The following is a 23,645-nucleotide window of genomic DNA, read 5'->3' as shown; positions in this document are numbered from 1 at the left end:
AAACGCAACCTGATACTTAATAAAACAACCTTTTCTCTGATTATGAACAAGTTATCTTTACCTGTTTCGGTAGCTACGCTGCTGGTTTTGGCGAGTGGATTCGTCGTTACTTCCTGCGATGACCATCGCATTCCGGCGGTTTTGTATCCGGCTTTCGCGGAAGCAACCGACCCCAAAGTTTTAGCGATTTCGCCCAACAACACGGTTATTTCCAACGGGGGTTTTGGCTCCGCTATTGCGGCCGACCCGAATGATCCCAATGTATTTTATCTGTTGACCGACCGGGGGCCGAATGCTGCCGGATCACAGGCCAATTCCATTATTTTCGGGAAAGCTGATTTTACCCCTCAAATCGGTAAATTCCGGGTGGACGGCGGTAAACTGGTGCTGGAAGAAACTATTTTACTGAAAAATGCGGCAGGCCAATTGCTGACGGGCCTGCCGAACCCCAGCGGAGAAGGAAGCACCGGCGAAACCGCCTTCGACCTGTTGGGTCAGTTGTTAACTCCCAGCGCGGACGGGCTGGATTCGGAAGGGTTGGTATTGGCTTCGGACGGCACGTTCTGGGTCAGCGACGAATACGGTCCGCACATTGTCCATTTTGATGCGACCGGCAAAACCCTGGAACGCATCAATCCGTTTGGCACCGGAACTGGCGGGCGCACCCTGCCGCTGGTGCTGGCCCGGCGTCGCCCGAACCGGGGTATGGAAGGACTCACGATGACCCCCGACGGCAAAACCCTGGTAGGGCTGATGCAATCGCCACTCTATAATCCGTCTGCGGTTTCCGGTTCAACGATCATTCGGGTTCTGACCTTCGATATTGCTACGGGGGCCACGAAACAGTACGTTTACCTGATGGAAAATGCGAGCCTGACCGGGTGCAGCGAAGTGGCCGCGATCACGAATACGACATTTCTGGCCCTGGAGCGGGATGGTGATTACGGCGGTAATCCGGCCAAACCTGCAACGTTCAAACGGATCTACAAATTTGATCTGGCGGGGGCCACGGACATTTCTGATCCGGCCAACGGTGTTGGCGGAAAACTGTTTAACGGGATGACGGTCGAACAACTGAAAGATAAAACGGGCTTGCAGACGGCCGGCATCGTACCGGTTACGAAAACACTGGTGCTGGATCTGTTGACGGGAATTTCACCGGTTTATCCGCACGACAAAGCCGAGGGCGTGGCCTTGCTGGGAACAAACTTGCTGGCCATTTCCAACGACGATGATTTTGGAGTGGTCGACAACGGACAGAATGGCTTCACCACCAAGATTTTACCGGCTACGGGCAAAGCGGATTTGAACCGGATTTACTTCGTAACGTTAGCAACCCCTTTGAAGTAAGGCCGGTAGCGTTTGCCAAAGCAAATTGAAGCTCATTTTCAATCGATGAAGAAAAGCCTGATTGTTCGTTTAGTGGCCGGTTTTATGTCAATCCACTCTACTTTTGCCCAACCGAATGGCCTCTATACGACGGCCCAGGCCCATTCGCACAACGATTACGAGCAATCGATTCCTTTCTGGCAGGCTTATCACCAACAGTTTTTCGGGCGTGATGGTGCCGGTTTTTGCATATGGCCCGCATTCGCTGGACTTTCGGGGCGTCTACGAAAATACCGCCATTCACCATAAGATTATGGCGGTTTTGGGCCGTTATCGGAACACGCAGAAGACCAAATAATTCTTCCGGCAGTTAACAAAAAAAAGAGGAGTCACCACCCGGATGACTCCTCTTTCGCATTCGTGCCGGTCAGGCGGATCAATACCCCGGATTCTGGTACATTTTTTCCGGATTCAACTTGTTCTCATCGAACGGAATCGGGTAGTAATAATCCTTGGTTCCGAAGTTGGACAGTTTTGCCACCCCAAAGTCGGCCTGCGACTTCGCACGAATGTACGTAACCAGTTCGGTGGGGGTGAAAAACCGCAGGAGATCAAACCAGCGGTGGTTTTCAAACGCCAGTTCCACACGCCGTTCGTGCAGAATGGCCAGTTTGAGCGTCGGGAACTGGCTGCTGTAGGTGGCATTGGTTCTGGCGACCTCGTATTTCGGCATCCCGGCTCGCTCCCGAACCTGATCCAGAAACGAAACCGCCGAGGCTTCGTCGCCCAGATGCAGATTGACCTCCGCCAGCATCAACATCACGTCGGCATACCGGATCAGAATCCAGTCGTTGCCGCCATAGCCGTTGGTTCCGGCGGCCGCGCTGGCATCCCGGTATTTGGTGATGAAGTAATCTTTCACCGTGGCGGCATTGGCAAATTTAATCGAAAACGCTTTCCGCAAATCTGTTTCCTCGTATTCCTTCACCAGATCGGGCGTCACATTGCCACCTATACCCGTATTGTTTCTCAGCGAGTTGATGGTTTCGCCCTGGGCCTGGTTGTTGGCGGCAATGCTCGACGAATAGTTGATGTCGCCTTGTTTGTTGACAATCTGGAAAATGATTTCCGGGTTCGTCGATTTCTTGGCAACATCGAACACATCGGCATACGGGATTTCCTTCAAAGCCCCAAACGTCCGTTTCGTGTAGGCACTGGTCAGGTTCGTTTTGGCAGCATTCAGGTTGGCCGTGCGGTTGGCGGCATCCAGCGTAGTCGCCATAGTCAGATACACCTGCCCCAGCAGGGCAAATCCGGCCACTTTCGATACCCGGCCCTTGGATGCCAGCGGCTGATGATCGGGCAGTGGGCTGCTGGTGACTTCGGTCAGGTCGGCCACGATTTGTTCGTACACCTTTTCCTTCTTTTCGCGGAAGGTGCTGGCCGTCACGTCAGCCGCCGTCGTCAGCGGTTTGGTCACCAGCGGCACATCGCCCCATTTGCGAACCAGGTGGAAATAAATCAACGCCCGGATAAATTTCGCTTCGGCACTGTACTGCGCCTTGGTTTCGGGCTTGCTGAAAGCCACGGTTTCGATCCCCGACAGCACCTGATTGGTTCGGGTAATGCACTGATACAACGCCAGCCAGTGCGTTTTCAGGTTCGTGTTAGAAGGCAGAAGCGAAAAATCATTGAACTGAAACGGCTCGCCCGCGTTCGACTGGTTATCGTTTCGACCGGTATTGTCGGAGCGTTCTTCGGAAAACAAACCGCTGCCTTCGCCAATCGAATTGGAACTGCGGAGCGATTGATAGGCCCCGTTCAGCGCAATGAATACATCATTTTCGGTTTTGAAATAGTCGGACGTCGTCACGGAATTGGGGTCGGTCTGAACCAGAAAATCATCTTTGCAGGACGCCAGCGGAAGCAGCGCCAGCAGACAAAGGACTGAAATGTGTTTATAAGTCATCGTAAATGTCATGTAAGAATTAGAAAGTCAGTTTGGCACCCAGGTTATAGCCACGGGCCAGCGGATACATACCGTAGTCGACGCCGGGCGTCAGGTTGGCTCCGTTGTTGTAATCCACCTCGGGGTTGTAGCCTTTGTATTTGGTGATGGTAAAGGCATTGTTGACGTTGGCGTAAACCCGCAACCCACCGACTTTGACTTTAGCGAGCCATTGCGCCGGGAGATTGTAGCCCAGCGTGATGTTCGTGCAGCGGAAGAAGGAGCCGTTTTGCAAATAGAAACTCGAAAGCCGGGTGCTGTTGCTCTGCGTTCCGCCCCGCGCGGCCCGGTATACGCTGCCGTCGCCCGGCTGCGATTCCGAGCGGTAGCGATCCGTTACGCTCACATACTGATTGCCGGAGGCTTCCATGTTGTAGACGTAATAATCCTGTCCGTCGAGCACCTGATTCCCCTTCGAACCGTTGAACGACGCATTCAGATCCAGGGCTTTGTAACTGGCCGACAGCGACGCCCCGTAGATGAATTTGGGATAGGGACTGCCAATCACCCGTTTGTCGGCATCGGTCACCACGCCATCGCCGTTGACATCTTCGAAAAGCAGATCGCCCGGTTTCAACGGGTTGCTCGACGCCGTCGAACGGGCGGGGCCTTTCAGGACGTAACCGGCCGGAAAGGATTGGGTGGCAGAGTTGTAAACCGCGTTGTCGGCCGCCAGATTCTCCATGTCTTTTTCCCGAACCATTCCGATTACTTTGAAACCGTAGAACATGCCGACCGGCTGGCCCTCCTGCGTGATGTGGGTCAGATAAGACCGCTCGGCACCGCTGGTGATGATCGTGCTGGCACCCCCCATGTCCAGAACTTTGTTGCGGTTGACGGAAATGTTACCGCTCAGGTTCAGCTTGAAATCCGGCGTAGCAATCAAGCGGCCATCCAGTTGCAGCTCAACACCCCGGTTACGGATTTTTGAATCGGCCAGGTTGGTCAGAATGGTCGAAGATCCCGAAACCGCCGAAATCGGCTGGTTAAACAACAGGTTGTAGGAATTACTGATGTAGTAGTTGGCAATCACGAACAGGCGGTTGTTGAGCAAACCCGCATCCAGCCCGATGTTATACTGCGAAGTCGATTCCCAGCCCAGCCGCTGATCTTTGATGGCACCCGCCCACAGGGCCGTCTGAATGGTTCCGTTGCCGAAAACCGCCCCGCCCTGCGACGACATCACCTGCTGGTAGTTGTAATTCCCGATGTTGTAGTTTCCGGTGAGGCCCCAACTGGCGCGCAGCTTGAGCGAAGACGCCTGTCCCAGCCAGTCGTGGTAAAACGGTTCGTTCGAGATGCTCCAGCCGCCGGAAATAGAAGGAAAATTTCCCCAGCGATTCAGGGGGCCAAACCGCGACGAACCATCGCGCCGGAAAGCGGCCGTCAGAAAGTATTTTTCGCCGTAATGGTATTCGGCCCGGGCCAGATACGACAACAGCGATTCTTCGACTTTCCGGGTGCCTGAATTCAGGAAAAAGTTGCTCGGATCGGCTCCTTTGGCCGTAATCTCCTGAATGAGATCATTCTGAAATCCCTGCGACGACACACTGATCAAATCACTTTTCTGCCGCTGGGCCGTATAACCCGCCAGCAGATTCAACCCGTGTTGACCAAACTGTTTGCTGTAATTGAGGGTAAATTCGGCCAGCACATCGGTGGTCGACAGCGTCTGGGCGGTGGCCTTCGCTGCTGCCAGTGCCTGCGGAGAATATGGCGGGTTGTTGCCGCTGCTCAGGCTCGTGGGCAGGTAATACTCGTATTTCTCGTTGTAGGTCTGCATCCCCAAATTGGCTTTGGCCGCCAAACCGGGAATGATTTCGTAGGTCATCGTTCCGTTGTACGTGTCGCGCATCCCCCGGCGGGTGATGTTGGTTTCCAGGGCGAGTGCCACCGGATTCTCGATGGTCTGGTAACCATACAGGGGTTGCTGCGATGCCATTTCATTTTTAATCAGATTCCCGTTGTCATCACGAGCCCGGAAAATGGGGGCATAAATGAGCGCACCCAGAATTGAGCCCTGGTTGAAACGGCCTTCCTGTGCTTCGCGGTTGTTGGTAGACGTCAAAAAAATACTGGCGCCCACTTTCAGCTTTTGGGTTACATCAGCGTCCACATTGGCCCTCAGGTTCACCCGTTCCTGTTTGGTGGCCACGATGATGCCCTGCTGGTTTTGATACCCGCCACTCAGCAGATACCGCAACCCGTTGCTGCCGCCCGAAAACGTCAGGTTGTGCCGCGACATCGGCGCGTTGCGATACAGTTCATCCTGCCAGTCGGTATTGTATTTCGGCTGGATCATGGTTTGGGTCGCAAAATTGTAGAGGTCGGCGGGTATACTAACCGAATTGGCATTATTGACTTTGGCAATTCGGGTCGCATTGTCGTCGGAATACATGCCGTCGTTCCAGGGCTTGCCAGCATTTAGCGTCAAATCGCGATACGTTCCGTTGCGGGCGTCGATCAACAGTTGGGTAAACTGTTCGGCGTTCAGCAGTTTTACTTTTTTAGCCAGTTGGTTGATGCCATACTGGTATTCATATTCCAGCCGACCTTTGCCTTCCTTGCCGCGTTTGGTCGTAATCAACACCACACCCCCCGACGCCCGCGAACCGTAAATAGCCGCCGATGCCGCATCTTTCAGCACGTCGATCGACTCGATGTCATTCGGGTTGATAAACACGTCGTTGCCCGCCGGATAGCCGTCGATAACATACAGCGGGTCCGAACTGGCATTGATCGAGCCAATACCGCGCACCCGGATTTTAGTACCCACGTAAGGTGCCCCGCTCACCTGGTTGACCTGAACACCCGCCAGCTTTCCGACCAGGGCCTGTCCCAGCGACGGAGCCGAGAGGTTCAGTTCTTTGGCTTTTACATTGGCGATGGAGCCCGTCACATCGCTTTTTCGCATGGTCGAATACCCGACGGCCACCACCTCGTTCAGTTGGTTGACATCTTCTTTCAGCCGGATTGTCAGGGTGGTCTGGTTGCCAATGGCCACTTCCTGCGAAGCAAAGCCAATGGACGAAACCACCAGGGTTGCCCCGGCATTGACGTCGAGCGTAAACTGGCCGCTGGCGTCCGTCGCCGTTCCTTTCTGGGTTTGTTTCTCCACAATGCTGACGCCCGGCAGCGGCTGATTGTCCTCATCGGTGACGGTTCCCGTAATTTTGACGAGCAACCGGGCGGTTTTTGCCTGGCTCCGCCGGTCGTCGGCATACGATGCGGGCCGGTTGGCTAGTCCGGTTGCCAGGGCCAGCAGGAGCAGGCAGCGGAAATACCGGACAAAACGATTGTTGTAGTGATTCATTTCGATACGTTTTAAGCAGGTTGTATGGTGAATTGATTTGGGAAACGCGAACGGGAGAATTTACCAGGCGAGGTGCGTGAATGCTAAAAGAAGAAGGCTACAGAGCGTCCGTAAAAGTCCTGTTTTCATACACCGATGGTCAATGCATTAAGGGATAGCCGTTGACCTACAGAAGCAAACAAAAACCGTCGTAGTCGTAGAAAGGGGAAGGAAATCAAGGGTAGCACTCGCTTCGTCACCGGCTGGTAAATTCACCGCAAAAGAAGCGTTTACACATGAGTTGAGGATTACCGCTGTTTTATGGAATTGTTACGATTGACGCGTTCGGAGTCCCGGAAACGGCTCTGGTTTCCAGGGAAGGGATATAGAATTAGACCTTACGTCTGATAATTCTGTTTCACTTTCTGCCCCGTTCCCTGATTGATTTATACTTAACGCCGGATTCATAGTTGGCTTATCAGCCCACTGCTTTAGCTGTGGGTAAATTGCAAAGAAACCAAATCATGACGGAACCGTTTTAACGGTTTGCCGGACGATGAAACCGTTGAAACGGTTTTGGTAGTAGGTGGAACTTTTCGCTATACCCACAGCTAAAGCAGTGGGCTGATAAGCCAACTATGAATCCGGCGGTTAATTTGTTTAAATCAATCGGCAGAAAGCGAAAGTCCTAAAAATGTAAATAGATGGAAATCGGATGTTAAATTCTCTAGAATCGGGTTACCGCCCTGCATTCCCGAACGGGAATAAAGCCGAGGGCGTATGGGATTCCGTCATCAATCGCCCTAATTCGGTGGCTTTCGCAGGGTGTTTGGCCGCCAGGTTGGTGGTTTCAGCCGGGTCTTTTGCCAGGTCGTAGAGTTCGACGGGTTGGGCGGTGTTCCCGGCGGCATTCAACCGGACGGCTTTCCAGTTGCCCTGCCGAACGGCCTGTTTGCCCCCCTGTTCGTGAAATTCCCAGTAGAGAAAGGCGTGTTTTTTCTGACTCCCTTTCCCCGTCAAAGCAGGTACAAACGAAATCCCGTCGATGCCTGCGGGGGCTTTCGTTCCGGCCAGTTCGGCAAAGGTGGGCAGCAGATCCCAGAAGGCTCCCACGTGCTCATTTTGGGTGCCGGGCTTGATGGTGCCGGGCCAGCGGGCAATCATTGGCTCCCGGATGCCGCCTTCGTAGAGGTCGCGTTTGAAACCGCGAAAACCGCCCCCGCTGTTGAAGAAAACCGGGTCGGCACCCCCTTCGCGGTGCGGGCCGTTGTCGCTGGAAAAAATAATGAGCGTGTTCTGATCCAGTCCTTTTTCTTTCAAGGTCGCCAGAAGCTGACCAACGTACAGATCGAGCCGGGTGACCATCGCTGCGAACGTAGCCCGGGGATATTCCTGCGAGGTATAGCCGCCGACGTTGGCATTGGGGCCATAATCGGCACCTTTGTACGGTTTTTCGGCAAATTTTCCTTTATAGTATTGGAAGATGCTGTCGTTGGGAACCAGCAGTTCGGCGTGGGGGAGGGTATACGGCAGGAAAAGGAAAAATGGTTTTTTCGGGTCGTTGTTTTTGACGAAACCCAGGGCCTGTTGCTGAATCAGATCAGGGCCATACTGGCTGGTTTTTAACAGGTTTTCATTTTCAGCCAGAACGATTTTCTGGCCGTTGTCCCAAAGGTGATTCGGGTAATAGCGGTGCGCCAGACTCTGGCAGTTGTAACCGTAGAAGCGGTCGAAGCCCTGTTGGTTGGGATCGCCCTCAGAACCGACCGGTCCCAGGCCCCATTTGCCAAAAGCCGCCGTCGTGTAGCCCGCTTTCTTCAGAATTTCCGCCATCGTCACCACCGAATCGGCCAGGGGTTGCTGTCCCTCGGGGTCGACGCCTTTGTTGCCCCGGATGTAGGTATGCCCGGTGTGGTGGCCCGACATGAGCGACGAACGGGAGGGCGCGCAGACCGATGTTCCCGCGTAAAACTGCGTAAACCGCACCCCTTCGGCCGCCAGCCGGTCGATGTTCGGGGTTTTGATCAGCTTCTGACCGTTGATGCCCAGGTCGCCGTAGCCCAGGTCATCGGCCAGAATGAAAATGATGTTGGGACGGGTTTGGGCCGTGACAAAAGCAGGCAGAGAGAACAGCAGAAAAAAGGCAACAAGCAGGGTACGCATGATCGAACGGTTAGTCGGCTTCTTCTTCCTAAAATCGATTCGACGTAAATCCTACTCACGATCCGGCTCATTGCGCACAAAATGCCGGATCGTGAGCAGGATTTTTCGCTTCAACTTAGTTCGCCTGGTAGGCGGGTGTCAGTTCGTTGCGGGCAAAATCTTCGAGCGTCGTCGGCGTGGTGTTGTCGGCGTTGCGTTCAAAATCGCCCATCAGGCCGCCATCGTTGACGCGCTGGCAGAACTCCACGTAGTTATCGGCCAGACTGGGGGTCAGACCCGACTGAATCATACCCGCCCGCGCCTGATCGTACGGGAAAGCGGTCCAGGCCAAATCCGGTTTTCCCAGGGCCTGCCCCACAATCTGCGCCACTTCATCGAAGGTAAGGTCACGCGGTCCGGCAACAAACCGGACGGTTTTTCCTTCAAAATCCAACGCCAGCAACTGGTGAGCGGCAACGGCGGCAATGTCGTCGGTGTGAACCAGCGCCAGTGGTTGATTGCCTACGATGGGAAAGCCCGCCAGCAAACCCGTTGCTTTCAGTAAACCGATGCTGCTGAAGAGGTTCTGGAAAAAGAAACCCGCCCGCAGATGAACGACCCGCAGCTCTTCCACCGCATTGAGCTGGTTTTCCAGATAGGTCATGCCCTGAATGACGCCATTCTGGTCAGGCAAATGCGCCCCGAAACTGCTTAAACTGACCACGTAGGGAACGTGATTGGCCCGAATGGCGGCTGTCAGGGCGTCGGCGACCCGTTTTTGATACGCCGTAAAATCGGGCGTTGTAAAATTGGGGGGAATCATGGCGTAAACCGCCGTAGCGCCCCGAAAAGCTTCGATCAAAAAATCCGGGTCTTCCAGACTTCCGATGGCCGCCTGGGCACCGCTGTCGATGAGTTCTTTCAAATGTTCGGCTGAACGACCGATGACTTTGACCGGTTTTCCGGCTTTTAGAAGTTGCCGGGCGATGGGCGTGCCCGTATTGCCGCTGGCTCCTGTGATGACGTACATAGCACTTCAGTTGATTACTTTTTAGAAATATATCTTGCCAAAGCTAGAGCCAATGGTTTATATTTGTCAAGTAATCACTTTAATGTTTCTTAGTGTCTATATGGAGACCATAATTGATAATGAAGTACTTGAAAAAGGAAATAGTTCGGAAGATTTAGCGGCTTATGGGTTGACGAAGTGTCCGGTGACGCTCACCAGCCTGATTATTGGCGGAAAATGGAAACCGGTTATTATTTACAATGTGTCGAGGGGGATCAACCGATTCGGCGAAATGCAGCGCGCCATGCCCGGTATCAGCAAGAAAATGCTGACGCAGGAACTGCGGGATCTGGAGCGAAACGGAATCCTGAACCGGAAAATCTACGCCGAAATTCCGCCCCGGGTCGAATATAGCCTGACGGAACAGGGAAAAGCCACCCTGCCGGTTTTGCAGTCGATGGTGGACTGGGGGAAAGCGTATGCAAAGACGCTGGGATTGCACTAAGGCGGTTTTCGACCCACACGAAAACCGCCCCGACCGGATCAATCTACGGTTTGAGTACTTTCAGCGTTGCCGTTCGTGACCCGCTGGTGGCCCGCAGAAACAGCAGTCCGGCAGGTTGATGACCGAGGAACATCGTTTTTTGTTCGACGTTAGCGGCTGCTTCTACCGCCCAATCGGCCACCATCCGCCCGTTCGCATCCGTCAGTTGCAACCGCAGGGGGCGTCCCTCTGCCCCACGGACTTCCACCCCGAGCGTCGGGCCGGAAACCGGATTGCCTAAAACCATCATGTCCAGCTTTTCGGTTTGTTCGTCACCTTTCCGGACGGGCAGGGGGCAGTTCAGGAGTTTACCAGAGTCTTTCAAGACAAACGTGCTGCCCTGTACCCGCGCCGAGATCAGATGCGGGCCGGTTCCTTTCAGCACGACCGGAACCTCAAACCGGTAGGCATGCGCCCCGTTGCCTTTCCCGGCATTCTTCAAATCATCCCGGTAGATGTTGGCGACGGTGCTGCCCCAAACTGCGTCGTCGGTGTAGAATTCCACCGTCACCGGCGTGTTGGGTTTATTGCGATCCCACACCCAGCCCCGGATCGTACCGCATTCGACTTTGTCCAGGTAGCCGTCGAAACTACCGGTGACGGTGGTGGTTGACGCGGGGTTGACGGTTAAAACAAAGCTCACGCTGTTGGTTGAACCGGGCTCATCCGTAGCCGAATACGTCAGCAGGAAACTCCCCGGTTCGGTGGGTGTTCCGCTGATGACCCGGTTTGCCGAACCCAGGCTCAGACCCGCCGGTAAACCGCTAAGGGCATACGTCAGGGTGCTGCCTTCGGGGTCGGTGAAGGCGACCAGGGTGGCCGAGAAGGGCACATCCACCTGCGCCGTCAGGGGTGTAATCAGCGCCGTGGGCGAGGGAGGGACGGGGGGCTGGTTGCCCACTGGCTCCGTACTGTTCTGGCAGATGAGTGCCTTGGGCGAATTTTTGAGGATAAAACCGCTGCCCGTCACCCGGGCCGACAGGAGGTGGGGCAGGTTGTCTTTGAGCGATTCGGGGAGGACATACCGAAAAGCGTGCTGGCCATTGCCTTTGCCCGCGTCGAGCAGATCCGGACGAAAATCGCCTGCGGGCAGTGTGGCAATCACGGCATCACCATCCAGGATGTCGACAGAAACGACGGTATTGATCTTGTCACGATTCCAGGCCCAGCCCCGGAAGCTCTCGCAATCGGCTCCGTAAATATAACCGTCGAAACTGCCGCTCACCGGCGTCGGCAATTCTCCCTGAAATTCAAAAGCGCCGATGTCGATGCGGCCGTCGTTGAAGAAACGGGCGTTGCCAGCCAGGTCCGTGGTGCCACTGGTTGTGGTGGTGCTGGTGGGATCTCCGGCGTTGATGGCGGGCGAGCCGGGCGCGAGTTGCAGGTCGGTTTCGCTGACGAAAGGCAGGACTGCGGTGGTCAGGTTGTTGGCTCCGCCGTAACCCGTTACTTCCGTATCGAACAGGCTGTAGGTACCGGTGATGGTGGAACCGTTTGAATTAAAGAAGGTTTGAGAATTTCCATTGTTCCAGATGATGCAGTTTTTAAAGGTGGTACCACCGCCGGTTTGGTACGCGATTCCTCCGCCCAGGGTTGCCGAGTTGCCCGAAAAGCTACAATTGGTGAAAAGCTGAATCGAATAATTCACGGATATGCCTCCGCGTGATGCCGAATTGTCAGCAAAGCTGCAATTCGTTACGGTCGGGCTGCCGCCATCGTTGGCCAGTACACCACTGTTACCGGTGGAGGTGTTGCTGGTAAATTGACACCGGGTGATCACCGGGCTACAGGTGCCTCCGGCGTTGGTTCCATTAAAAAGGCTCCCACCGTTTCCGGCGGTATTCAGGGTAAAACTGCAGTGGGTCAGCTTGGGACGGCATTGACTGCCCAGGTCGGCATAGTTATACATCGCCCCACCCGGCCCGTCCGAGATGCCTGCCATATTGCTCATAAAATGGCAGTCGATGAATTCCGGACTGCAGATGCCGCCCGAATTGGCCAGATTGTGCACCGCTCCGCCCGATTTGGCGGTATTTTCAACAAAGAAACAGTGACGAACCGTGGGACTGTCGTTGAGATTGGTCATTCCTCCGCCACCCCTATGAACGTCCTCGACGGCATGATCGGCATTGCCTGCTGTAATCACAAAACCGTCGAGTACGGCGCTGGTGGTTAGCGATCCGGACAGATTGCTGACGACGTGGTAGGAATTGTCGGTGTTACCGGCACCCCCGATTTCACCGCTGAGGGTGGTGCTGGAAGGGGTGGACAAACTGAGGGGAAGGCGTTCGCTCAACAGCGTTTCGTCGCCCTCAAAACCGCCATACACCGCGACGTGGTTTCGCATGGAAAAACTGATGGTGCGGTCGGCAGAGCCGGTAGGTTTATAGAGACCGGCGGCCACCCAGACCTGAACGTCCACATTGCCGTTGGACTGTGAATAAGTGCTGGCGGCTTCGATGGCGGTCTGGAGTTGGGTGCCGTCGAAGGCGTTGGCCCATGAAGAACCGTCTTTGGTAACGGCTCCACCGCCCGGCGTAACGTAATAAATCTCCTGGCTGTAAACCGTCAGGCTGGTCAGGAACAGGCAAACCTGCAGCAGCCATTGACCCTGATTCGGTCGGAAAATGCGTAGCAAAGTTTTCATCAAAGCGAAGGTTGAACGGGTGAGGATATACACCTTAAAATTCCACCTTTTTTTGATAAATACCTGATAATGTAGGTGCTACTATTGACCGTTCGATAAAAACCGGGGCTTGTTCAAAGGGAATGTCTACTCCGGTTTAACGTAACTCAGCGGGTTAGACCGATGCGATCGGGCGGGCCGAATTCCGTCCGAATTTGCTCTGGCTGTCGTAGGCCAGCCCCAGGCCAACGCTGGAGAGCTTGTTTTCGTCGGCGATGGCTGCGTTCGGAAAAAGCCGCTTGAATTCGGCCTGAATCAGCGGTACTTCGGTGGAGCCGCCGGTCAGAATAACCAGGTCGATGTCCTGTTGCCGCACCCCGGCGTTCTGCAAACATTCCCTGGCCGAAACCACAATTTTTTCAACTTCGCCGAAAATGGCCGTTTCAAACAGCGTCCGCTGGATCGGAATCACAAAGTCGGTTTCCACAAAATCGAAGGGCGTGTCGTGCGCATCCTGGTCCGTCAGGGCAATTTTAGCACCTTCGGTAGCCGCCAGAACGGCGTGACCGGTTTCGTTTTCGAGAACACTCAGCAGGCGCTTATACCGTTTTTTGTCGTGCGACTGGAACAGCAACTGCCGGGTTTGCATGATGAGTTTGGGGGTGTAAAGAAAGTTGACCTTGCTCCATTCGGCCAGATCGTGAAACGGTTTTAGCGGAACTTCCAGTTGTTTATCGCCATACCGGCTCCGGTAGCCCAGTTCGGGCATGATGGCAGCCAGGCTGAGGTCTTTGTCGAAGTCGTTGCCCCCGACCCGCACCCCGGTATTGGCTAAAATGTCCGACGACCGATCCGTTTTCCGGACGGACTGACCGGATAACCGGATCACGGTAAAATCGGAAGTTCCACCGCCCAGATCGGCCACAATCGCCAGCTTTTCGCCGGTCAGCCGGGCTTCATGGGCAAAGGCCGCTGCGATGGGTTCAAACTGGAATTCGACGGTTTTGAAGCCAATCCGCAACGCAATTTCTCTCAGTTCGGCCTGTGCCTGGGCATCCGATTCGGGCGAATGATCGACGAAATGAACGGGTCGGCCCATCACCACATTTTCAATTTCCTGACCCGCCACGGCATCCGCTTTTTCCTTCATCTTTTTCAGAAAAGATGCGATGATGCTGGAAAAATTCATGGTGGTGCCGTTCACTACGGTGCCGTGTTTCATCAGGGGTGTTCCCAAAACCCGCTTCAGACTCCGCATGAAGCGGCCCTGCTGGCGGTCGAAAAACAGGTTGACGGCGGTTCGGCCATAAAACGCCTTGTTGTCGGCGCGTTGGAAGAAGATCGCACTCGGAATGGTTACGTGCGTCTGTTCAACCGGTACAAGGCTGATTTCGCCGTCGTTGGCAAGGGCAATGCTGGAGTTAGACGTACCAAAGTCGATTCCGCAAGAGAGTGTTGTCATCCCGGTTTTAGCTCAAAATGTAGCGTGCAAAAGCCTGTCACCGTCAGGAAAAAGCCTGACCGAAGCAGGAAAGCACGGCTGTGATTGGATAAAGGGGCGCAAAGGTACGAGTAAACTTTTGAAAACTTCCGCAAACGATGAATTTTATGGAGCGGGTTTATGTCGTGCGCCCCGGAAAGGAAGGGATGGAAATCTACAGTTAAAAGGCTGAGTCGCTGATCGAAGCCGCTTCTGCGACTTTCGGGAGACTGGCCGACGCCGAGAGGTCACTCAGCGCCTTTGTCAGGGTGACCGTAACGCTTGTTCCCTTGTTTTCCTCGCTCTGAATGTCCAGATGTCCCCCGTGTATTTCCACAAACTGGCGGGTGATGACCAGGCCCAGACCGGTTCCCTGAATGCCGGCGGTGTTGCTGGCCCGGAAGAAGCCCTGGAAAAGCATCGACAGATCTTTGGCCGGTATGCCGATGCCGCGGTCGATTACCTGCAAAATCAGGCTGTCTTTTCTGAATTGAATGCGCAGTTGCGGATCGTCTTTGGAAAATTTAAAGGCATTCGACAGCAGATTGACAATCACATGGTTCATCAGTTTTTCGTCCAGATACGCCGGATAAGGGGTTCCCTCGATCAGCACCTGGACGGCCCGCTCATCGCTTCGCTGCCGAAAATGGGTGGCAATGATGTCCATACAAACCGCGGTGACATCGACCCACCGGGGCTTGAAACTGACTTTTCCAGCCTCGATGGTACCGATGGTCAGCAGATCGCTGAGCAGTTCACTCACACGTTCGACCTCTTTTTCGATCACCCTCAAATACTTCCGGATGGTGGGTTGAGCGGTGGTTGCCGGACTGTCCAGGTAAAGCCGAACCAGATCGACGCTGGATTGAATGGTCGTCAGGGGCGTTCGAAATTCATGCGAGGCCGTGCTGACAAACTGCGATTTGAGTTGATTCAGTTCCTGCTCCCGTTCCAGGGATTTCAGCAGCACGATCTCTTTTTCTTTCTGGCTGGAGATGTCATTGACGATGCCAATGTAGCGTACCGGAATGCCCCGGTTGTCTTTCATAACGAAGGTCCGAACGTGAAGCCAGCGGATTTCCTGGTGGGTATCCAGCACCCGACACTGGAGCGTTACTTCCTGGCCCTGCCGGTATTTTTTAAATTCGGCTTTGACCAGCCCCCGGTCTTCTTCCAGAATGGTATTCAGAAACGAAGCGGTGTGGGGCGATGAACTGCCAAATACACGTTCATACGCCGGATTGATGTACAGCAATTGGAACGGTTCGACGGAATGAATCCAGAAAACTTCGTCGACATTTTCGGCAATTTCCCGAAACCGCTGTTCACTTTCCCGAAGGGCTTCTTCGGCCAGTTTTCGCTCCGTAACATCCCAGGCGATGCCGATGGCCCGGACCGGATGGCCCTGGTGATCCCGGACCACCAGCCCGTCCTGTTCCAGATACATGATGGTCCCATCCGGTTTTATAATCCGGCAAACGTTCGAAAAACGATCGTCCCGGGTATTCTGGTGTTTTCCGTGCCGGGTTCCTTCCAGAAAAGCAGGCAGATCGTCCGGATGAACCATCTGAATGAATTTCTGAAAAGTCCAGTCGGTCCGGCCTGGTTTCATTCCAAAAATCGTCCAGAGGTGATCATCCCAGATCAGGCGGTTATTAACCAGATCGTCCTCCCAGATTCCCTGGCCTGCGGCCTGCGTCGCCAACTGGAGCCGTTGGTTGAGGCTTCGTAACTGGGTTTCGGCGGCTTTTAGCGCTGAAATGTCGGTGCAGATGCCCACGTAGCCCACTACCGTACCATCCTGCTCTTTTAAAGTAGTGGTGACGAGCAGAACCGGTACCTGTCGGCCATCTTTTCCGACGGCAATGCATTCCTGGTAGGAATAGTCCTTGTTCTTTAGCGCCACCTGAAAGAGATCGGCCGGGGTACTGTCCGCGTCTTTCAACTCGTAGGTAATAAAGGGGAGGGGATTGTCGGGCGGGCCGGGGTAGATCTTCGGAACCCGGCCAATGAGTTCATAGTTTTGATAGCCCAGTAATTTTTCGGCTGCCTGGTTCGCCGTCTGAACAACCCCGCTGATGTCGGTCGAGACGATGGCCTGACCGGCGTGTTGGAGCACCGCCTGGTGCAGGGCCGACAACTGCCCGATTTCCCGGGTACGTTCTTCCACCCGCTGTTCGAGGTGTTCGTTCTGTTTTTTCAGTTCTGTATCAGCCAGTTGCTGATTCAACACAAATGCCAACTGGCTCGCTACTTCCTGGGCAATCTGCAGGTGTTCTTCCGTGAAAAAATGAGGAACCGTCGATACGAGGGTGAACGCGCCGATGCATACCTGACGGCGGTAGAGCGGAAGGATTACCAGCGAGCGGAAACCCCGTTCGTACAGGTCAAGTCCCGGCGGAAAGCCGTCATCGTCAGGTTGCAGATTGGGAAGATACTGAACGTGGCTCGACTGCCGGAGCATATCCATGATAAAATGGCTTGAAAAAGCCAGACCAGGGTTTACTTCCAGCACGCCCTCGGCCAGCCGGTATTCGGCTACGGCCAGGCCCGAGGTTTCATGGAAACGAAAAATGGTTAGCCGTTCACAGGGGACGAGTGCGTTGATGTGATGCAGAGCGTTCAGCAGGGGTGACTGTTCGATCGGTTGGTGGCTCAGAAGCGCCTGGTCGATCGTATGAAGGCCCTGCAGCCGCTGATTCGCCCGGCGAATGGCCGACTCCTGGTGCTGACGGTGCTGGGCATTTACGACGAGGGTACTGAAAGTCTGGAGCAAATGGATGTCGTTTTCGTCCCAGGCTTTGGGTTGATCAATGGCGTAAAAACCAATGAAACCCTGTGTTTTATCATCCAGAACCAAGGGGACTGCAATCATCGACCGAATGGCAACGGAATCGAAAATGGCTTTTTCTTCTGCTGCCTCGGGAGGCAGTTTGTCGGTGGTCAACTGGATTACGTGCCGGTTTTCCAACCGGTCGTAGAGCCATGCGAAAACGGCTCGCGGCAAATTTTGAAATCGGTGGCTGCTGGACGTAATGCCCGGACCACACCATTCGTGCGAACAACTCCCCCGCTGCTGATCGTCTGAATACCGGAAAATTGCGGCCCGGTCGGCCCCGTTAAATCGACTGATCTGTTCCAGCGCGTCGGTGATGCAGGCATCGAGTTCAAAACCGTCGAGGGTGATGAACTGACTCGAAATAGCCGAAATGATGGATTCCATAGACAGCCGTCGCTGGAGCTCCAACTCGGCGGTTTTTTGTTCCGTAATATCTTGAACTTCAGCGAGAAACTGGTCTTCAATGGGCGTGAGGGTGATGTGGACCCAAACGTTCAGATTTGTATTTTGATAGTGTTCATCGAGTTGCTGAGGATGCCCCAACTGCAGAAACGATACCATTCGCTCCAGCCGCCGGGTGGCATCGGCCGTTGGCCAGCACCTGCTGACGGTTTTTCCGGTTATTTCCTCGACCGATAGCCTGGCTATCTGGGCGAAAGCGGTATTGACCAGGCGACAACGAAAATCAGTGATGGTTCGCTGTTCGTTGCGAATCGGCTCCAGAATAGCCACGCCCTGCTGCGAACGATTGAACCAGTATTGTAAAAGCTTTTCCACATCAGACCGGGTTTAGGAGGGGCGGGCAGGCTATTCGGCCAGCCACTTTTTAAACGAATTATACCGCGCTCTGGGCAGAATGGCTTCCTGGTTTTGGCCATCGATCTGCAAAAACAGACAGTATTTACCATTTTCCCAATACGCGTATTTCTGGACGGTTTTCCGATGAATAATGCTGTTTCGATTGGCCCTGAAAAAAAGGTTCGGGTCCAGTTCGATCGCTAGCTTCTCAAAAGGGACATGAATTTGGAACGTGCCCAGCAGGTGTCGTACAAAATTCTTTTTGTTCCGGATGAAAAAATACAGACAGTCCTCCGTTTGGAGCACCATGTGGCCCCGCTCATCGTGCCCATGAATGGTTTTCATAAATAGAGTCGGCGGGGGAGCTTTTTGGTTCTGTTGCTGCCGTTTGAGCCGGCTCTCGATGGCGGCCACCAGTTCTTTCATGCCAAAAGGTTTGGCAAGGTAGTCATCCGCGCCCAGCGTCATGCCCCGGCGCAGGTCAGCCATATCGGCTTTTGCCGTCAGGAAAATAAACGGAACATGGGCTAAGGTCGGGTTGGTACGGATCGATTCCAGCACCTTATAGCCATCCAGTTTTGGCATCATAATATCGCACAGAATTACATCCGGGGGCTGCAAAATGGCCTCGGCGATGCCTCCCTGGCCGTTGGCAGCGGCAGTCACTTCATAGCCCCGCATGACCAGCATTTCCTGTAAATTTTTCCGGATTTGTGCTTCATCTTCGATGACCAATACGTGAATCGGCATTTTCAAACGGGTTACATTTCAAAATAGGGCTCAGAGAAATCGTAATTTTTAGGTTTGCATCCGCGGCAATACCGGGATAAAAAAGGCAGGATTTCGCTTGACGATCAAACGATTGGCTTATCAATTCTGGATAAAAAGCGTAGAATAGTGTTTCAATGATAAGTTTTTCGGACCATTTCTCCAACTTTTTAACCGCATCTTTGTGTCTGTTTAAGATAAATGGTAACATGGCTTTTTAAGCCGTATCCTTCGAACGCATTTGCTTTACCTACGCAGGTTTTGCCTGAATCGATGAAAGACCAATCGTTATCACTCGATGCCGAGCCAACCGGTCGATGGCCTGAAAATCACAACGCTGCGACAAGGGTGCGATACCATCGGCGGATTTTTTCGAACAAACCAACCCGCAAGCGGTTCTTTTCGAAAGAACAATCTTTAACGTATGAAAACTAAATCATGGATCTGGGGGCTTTCGCTGGCCCTGCTCACGGCCACCACGCAGTTGGCGTGTGACTCCAAAACCGAAAATAAAGCCGAGAAAGTCGGTGACGAATACAAAGATGTGATTGAGGCTCAGCAGGAAGGAGACAGCAGCGATGTTCAGGAAGAACAGGCTGAACTGGATTCGGCCCGTCAGGATTACCGGGAACTGAAAAAAGATCCGAAGCAAAAATAAGAAACTGGCTGCAAAGCGGTTTCCAGTTTTGGATAGGAACGCGGATTGAACGGATCAAAAACGGATTTTAATCTGCGCTAATCAGTTCAATCCGCTCCATCTGCGTTCTCATCAGGAGAACATGACTTTTTCGGCCACGACTTCAGGAATGCTTTTGTCAGCAACTTATCGGTAAGTTGAACAAAGACAAAGCATTCCTGAAGTCATGGCCGAAAGAAGTTACCAGGTATATTGATTGTTTGCTTCCGCAGCGTCGTCGGTCGGGGTCGTGAAAACCGAGCGGCTCAGGGATGATTCGCTGTCTTTTCCTTTGGCCCGTTGTTCGCCAATGCCACCGGGAGCGGGGAGCAGCAAATTGATGACCGACAGCACTTCGGCCGTCAGCCCCGGCAACAATCCGTGCACGGCGGCTGCCACTTTGGCGGGCAGTGAAATGATCAGTTCGGCGCGGCCATACCGGCAGGCTTCCAGAATTTGCCGGGCGCTTTCTTCCGCACTTTTCGACAAAACCGGCAGGGAGTCGCCAATCTTGAACCAGGCGTATTCTTTTTCGTTCTGGCCTTTGAAGAGGGCATTTCGCGGGCTTCCGGTTCGCATCAAACCGGGGCAAACGGTGGTGACATAAATACCGTCCTTGATCAGTTCGGCCCGGAGTCCTTCCGAATAGCCAACCAATGCAAATTTACTGGTCGAATAGGGCAGCAGGTGCGGGAAAGCCACTTTTCCGCCGAACGACGCAATGTTGATGATGCGTCCCCCCGCCGACCGGCGTTCGCGCATCTGGGGCAACACCGCGTTGATGGTGTGAAAAGCCGCCCAGAAATTGGTCTCCATCACTTCCCGAAAGTCCGCTTCCGTTGCGTGTTCGATGGGAGTCACCAGAATCGTTCCGGCGTTGTTCACCAGTACATCCACCGGCCCAACTTCCTGCTGAACGGCCTGAATAAAAGCGACAACCTGCTCTTTCTCAGTAACGTCACAAGCGTAGGTAAAAACCGTGCCGCCGTTCAGTTCGAGGTCGGCTTTGGCGCGTTCCAGCTCTTCCGGGTCGCGGGCGCAAATGGCCAGGTTGGCGCCTTCCTGCGCAAATTCCCGCGCCAGCACCAGACCCAACCCGCGCGAACCGCCCGTGATGACGACGGTTTTGCCGTGAAAGTCGGTCTTGCGCCACTGGTCGATCAGCGTTTTGGCCGCCACCGCGACACCAATGCCCGCCAATCCCCACAGTCCCATTCTATTCGTGTTGGATAATCTCATGGTTCGTTTGTCTTTCAGTCCTTCTTTATTCAACCCGCTTCGGAACGGAATGTTGTTGCCCCGGCGGTATTCCGGCGTACGTGTACAGCGAGAAACCCGTGGTAGTGGGGTTGAAAATAAAATTAATCGGTTAAAAAATAGAATTCATCGGTAAAAACCAGCCATTGGTCGATAAAAGGCGGGGGTGGAAAGAAATAAATAAAACCGCATTAAACGTTGGGTGGGGTTGCCCCTCTAAGAGGCATATTACAACAAATAAAAACGACCAACCATGAAAACGACCATCATCACCCTCGTCACTTTAGCCTTTTTAAGCACCGGAACTGCCATGGCCCAACGCGGATACGACAACGACCGCTACCCGGCCCCCAACCCGCGCTACGACAACGACCGTTACGGCAACGGCCGTTATGACAACCAGCGTCGGGACGATATTCAGGAAGATATTAAAATTGACCGCCTGGACGCCATTGTCGGCCTGTCGCGTCGTCAGGAACGGGAGTTGAAGCGCATCGAAGACCGGTATGATTACCGCGAAATGGAAGCCTCCCGACGCCGGGATCCACAGGCCTACCAATATACGCTGCGTCGGAAAAATCAGGAGATGATGGCGGTGTTGACGCCGTTCCAACGCGAAAGATTATTTGCGTACCAACAACAATACCGCCGGAACGACCGCGGTTATTACGGTCGCCGGTACTAAATCGGTTTACGGTTTTTGGTTTACGGGTCCTGTAAATTGCAAGCTCGTTCCCATCAATTCCAGCGTTTATATACCCACCATTTCTTGACTGAAAAAGCGGAGCAATCCGCTTTTTTTTGTTGCCGGGGACGGCTGGTTACGGTTCGTCCAGAATCACGGCCGCCAGGGCGTGAACGGTTTCCCAGGAGAACGGAAGCCAATCCCCGCTGTTGTCATCGTAGACCTCACTGGCCGCTTCGCCGGGGAACAATTTGTAGTCAAACTTGGGATAATTGCTGACAATGTAGCCGGGGTAATAAAACTGCATGTGCTGCTGCCGGGCGTAGTTGATTTTTTGCAGCATCAGGTATTTTCCCAGGCTGTATTTGCGGTAGTCGGGATGGTAAAAATTCATGATCCCGGCAATGGTTTGGTCGCCCTTATCGAAAATGCCGACCGCAATCAACTGCTCGCCATCCCGAACTTCGATGGCGTAGGTATCAAACACATTGTAGGGGTAGATGGCCTCGTTAAACAGCCAGAATTCGACCGATTCCGGGGCTTCAAAGTCGACGGTGGCCCGGTAAAGGCTGAAAAGTGCTTCGGCTTCGGCTGTCAGTACAAAGGGCTTTACGGTTAGCGAGAATTTCTCGTTGCGTCGCAGCAAACTGCGTTGTTTACTCCCGTAATTCACCTTTGCCAGCGTAAACCGCAGCCAGTGAACAGGCAGAATAGAGTCGTAGGAAAGCAAATACCGGCATGTAAACAGCTTCTGATGCATCCGAAAATAACCCAGGCTCAGGTACAAATCCAGTTGACTTCCTCTCATCATTGGGGCGTATAAGGGTGCTGTTTTTAATGCGGTTTCAAGTTAAGGACGAAAGTGCAGATTAGCCAGCGAAAAGAGGGCTTATCATCCGGCATGTTCTAAACCGCTGCTTCTTTGTTCTGCCGCCGTGCGAGCCATCCCAGCAAAATCAGCAGCACCAAGCCCGCCGACAGACCCAAAACCGGTCCGGGCACCACTTCCAGCAACCAGCCACTGGCGTAGGCTCCGCCAATGTCCGAGAGGTTGATCAGTGCCATATACGCGGTGAACTGCGAACCGGCAATTTCTTTCCGGCATAGCGTCATTAAAATGGGAAAAGCGGCAATGCTGTACAGCGGATCGGCAATGCCCCAAAACAGAAGGCCGGCTGTTATCAACGTTCGGTTTGTCAGCGTAAAGAGCAGCACATTGAATCCGATCAGAAAAATCGCCAGCACCAGCAACACCCGGATTTGCAGCCGACCAGGCCCCAGCCGGTCGGCCAGATAACCGCCGGCAAAAACAACTGCCAGGGTTGTCAGGCTTCCCCAACCCCCGGTAAGTACGGAAAGGTCCTGATCACTCCAATGAAGCGTACGGATCAGGTAAAAATTCAGCGATCGGATAAAAACCGCAAAGCTAAGGTACGATAGCCCGATGACCCCGAAGATGCGCAGGCTCAGTCGGTTGATCAAGGCGGCTCCCAATTGACCAAACAAGTTGCGTAAGCTCGGCTCTTCAGCCCGGGAGCCGCTGGTGGCTGGCTGACCAAACCGGGGCAAAAGCGGATCGGCGCGGTGTAATTTCGTGACAAAAAACAGCAGTGAAAAAATCACCAGCAGAGCCGATTGCACGCCCACCGCCACCCGAAAACCGTAGCGATGCAACACCACTGACAAGGCAGCCGCACCGAACGAAATGCCCAGCAGAAGACCGCCCCGCATGAAGGCATTTACGCGTCCCCGTTCGCGTTCCGGCGTTATCAGAATTGCCATAGCATCGACACTTGCGTCCTGCACAGACGCCACCACCGAATGCGCAAAGAAAAGCGCCCCCAGCAACCCTGTCTGAACCGCCGGATCTTGCACCAGTACCAGCACCAGTGACGCTCCCGCTGCCGCCCATTGGGTAAGAACGATCCAATGTATGTAATGCCCCACCACCGAATAGCGGTAGCGGTCGATGAGCGGCCCCCATACCAGTTGCAGAATCCAGGGCAGCCCCACAACGGAAACAAAGCTGCCCACGGCTGCCGCCGGCAATCCTCGTCCAACCAGGTAATTAGCCAATGCCGTAAGGGCAAATCCGGAGGGGATACCCTGCATAAAATACAAATAAAAGAAAGTGGCATACCGTAAGCGGGCGCTTTCAGCCAGTGAGGGAAAAGATGACATTCCCTAACAAC

General features: G+C 53.9%; 16 protein-coding genes. 5 read left to right on the top strand and 11 right to left on the bottom strand.

Annotated elements, in window-relative coordinates; translation table 11 throughout:
• Positions 1–42: 42 nt before the first annotated feature.
• Positions 43–1,350: an esterase-like activity of phytase family protein gene (locus ACO064_RS05235; RefSeq protein WP_421826343.1), complete on the top strand. Its 1,308-nt coding sequence runs from the start codon at positions 43–45 to the stop codon at positions 1,348–1,350.
• Positions 1,351–1,465: 115 nt separating this feature from the next.
• The gene (locus ACO064_RS05230) at positions 1,466–1,687 is read left to right on the top strand and encodes a hypothetical protein (protein WP_421826342.1); all 222 of its coding nucleotides are present in this window, start codon (positions 1,466–1,468) and stop codon (positions 1,685–1,687) included.
• Positions 1,688–1,765: 78 nt separating this feature from the next.
• Here ACO064_RS05230 and ACO064_RS05225 read toward each other — a convergent pair whose 3' ends face one another.
• The 4 genes from ACO064_RS05225 to ACO064_RS05210 all read right to left on the bottom strand — a co-directional run bounded on the left by ACO064_RS05225 (position 1,766) and on the right by ACO064_RS05210 (position 9,801).
• Positions 1,766–3,298 carry a RagB/SusD family nutrient uptake outer membrane protein gene (locus ACO064_RS05225; protein ID WP_421826341.1) on the bottom strand — a complete coding sequence of 511 codons (1,533 nt, stop codon included), beginning with the start codon at positions 3,296–3,298 and terminating at the stop codon, positions 1,766–1,768.
• 19 nt (positions 3,299–3,317) lie between these two features.
• Complete coding sequence (locus ACO064_RS05220) at positions 3,318–6,650, bottom strand: SusC/RagA family TonB-linked outer membrane protein (protein WP_421826340.1); 3,333 nt, start codon at positions 6,648–6,650, stop codon at positions 3,318–3,320.
• 717 nt (positions 6,651–7,367) lie between these two features.
• Positions 7,368–8,792, bottom strand: a complete 1,425-nt coding sequence (locus ACO064_RS05215; protein ID WP_421826339.1) for an arylsulfatase — start codon at positions 8,790–8,792, stop codon at positions 7,368–7,370.
• A gap of 115 nt (positions 8,793–8,907) precedes the next feature.
• Complete coding sequence (locus ACO064_RS05210; RefSeq protein WP_421826338.1) at positions 8,908–9,801, bottom strand: NAD(P)H-binding protein; 894 nt, start codon at positions 9,799–9,801, stop codon at positions 8,908–8,910.
• A 100-nt stretch (positions 9,802–9,901) separates the two neighbouring features.
• Between ACO064_RS05210 and ACO064_RS05205 the strand changes: the two genes are divergently transcribed.
• A complete protein-coding gene (locus ACO064_RS05205) occupies positions 9,902–10,285 on the top strand; it encodes a winged helix-turn-helix transcriptional regulator (protein ID WP_421826337.1) in 384 nt (127 codons plus the stop codon).
• Positions 10,286–10,328: 43 nt separating this feature from the next.
• On the opposite strand, the gene ACO064_RS05200 is transcribed toward ACO064_RS05205, so the two are convergent.
• The 4 genes from ACO064_RS05200 to ACO064_RS05185 all read right to left on the bottom strand — a co-directional run bounded on the left by ACO064_RS05200 (position 10,329) and on the right by ACO064_RS05185 (position 18,817).
• A complete protein-coding gene (locus ACO064_RS05200; RefSeq protein ID WP_421826336.1) occupies positions 10,329–12,971 on the bottom strand; it encodes a putative Ig domain-containing protein in 2,643 nt (880 codons plus the stop codon).
• Positions 12,972–13,125: 154 nt separating this feature from the next.
• Entirely contained in the window at positions 13,126–14,412 is a 1,287-nt protein-coding gene (locus ACO064_RS05195; protein ID WP_421826335.1) for an Hsp70 family protein, read from the bottom strand.
• 199 nt (positions 14,413–14,611) lie between these two features.
• Positions 14,612–18,046, bottom strand: a complete 3,435-nt coding sequence (locus ACO064_RS05190) for a PAS domain S-box protein (protein WP_421826334.1) — start codon at positions 18,044–18,046, stop codon at positions 14,612–14,614.
• A gap of 30 nt (positions 18,047–18,076) precedes the next feature.
• On the bottom strand, positions 18,077–18,817 hold the full coding sequence (locus tag ACO064_RS05185; protein ID WP_421826333.1) for a response regulator: 741 nt from the start codon (positions 18,815–18,817) through the stop codon (positions 18,077–18,079).
• Positions 18,818–19,259: 442 nt separating this feature from the next.
• On the opposite strand from ACO064_RS05185, the gene ACO064_RS05180 reads away from it, so the two are divergent.
• On the top strand, positions 19,260–19,493 hold the full coding sequence (locus ACO064_RS05180; RefSeq protein WP_421826332.1) for a hypothetical protein: 234 nt from the start codon (positions 19,260–19,262) through the stop codon (positions 19,491–19,493).
• Positions 19,494–19,712: 219 nt separating this feature from the next.
• On the opposite strand, the gene ACO064_RS05175 is transcribed toward ACO064_RS05180, so the two are convergent.
• Positions 19,713–20,750: an SDR family NAD(P)-dependent oxidoreductase gene (locus ACO064_RS05175; protein ID WP_421826331.1), complete on the bottom strand. Its 1,038-nt coding sequence runs from the start codon at positions 20,748–20,750 to the stop codon at positions 19,713–19,715.
• Between the two features lie 271 nt (positions 20,751–21,021).
• Between ACO064_RS05175 and ACO064_RS05170 the strand changes: the two genes are divergently transcribed.
• Positions 21,022–21,453, top strand: a complete 432-nt coding sequence (locus tag ACO064_RS05170; RefSeq protein ID WP_421826330.1) for a hypothetical protein — start codon at positions 21,022–21,024, stop codon at positions 21,451–21,453.
• A 136-nt stretch (positions 21,454–21,589) separates the two neighbouring features.
• Here ACO064_RS05170 and ACO064_RS05165 read toward each other — a convergent pair whose 3' ends face one another.
• Both ACO064_RS05165 and ACO064_RS05160 read right to left on the bottom strand, forming a co-directional pair.
• Complete coding sequence (locus ACO064_RS05165) at positions 21,590–22,264, bottom strand: GNAT family N-acetyltransferase (protein WP_421826329.1); 675 nt, start codon at positions 22,262–22,264, stop codon at positions 21,590–21,592.
• Positions 22,265–22,359: 95 nt separating this feature from the next.
• Positions 22,360–23,634, bottom strand: coding sequence for an MFS transporter (locus ACO064_RS05160; RefSeq protein ID WP_421826328.1), 1,275 nt, complete (start codon positions 23,632–23,634; stop codon positions 22,360–22,362).
• Positions 23,635–23,645 lie beyond the last annotated feature (11 nt).

Source organism: Larkinella sp. (assembly GCF_965227735.1).
Taxonomy (GTDB): Bacteria; Bacteroidota; Bacteroidia; order Cytophagales; family Spirosomataceae; genus Larkinella.
The sequence above is the reverse complement of the archived record's forward strand: the minus strand, read 5'-3'. Positions and strand labels throughout refer to the sequence as shown.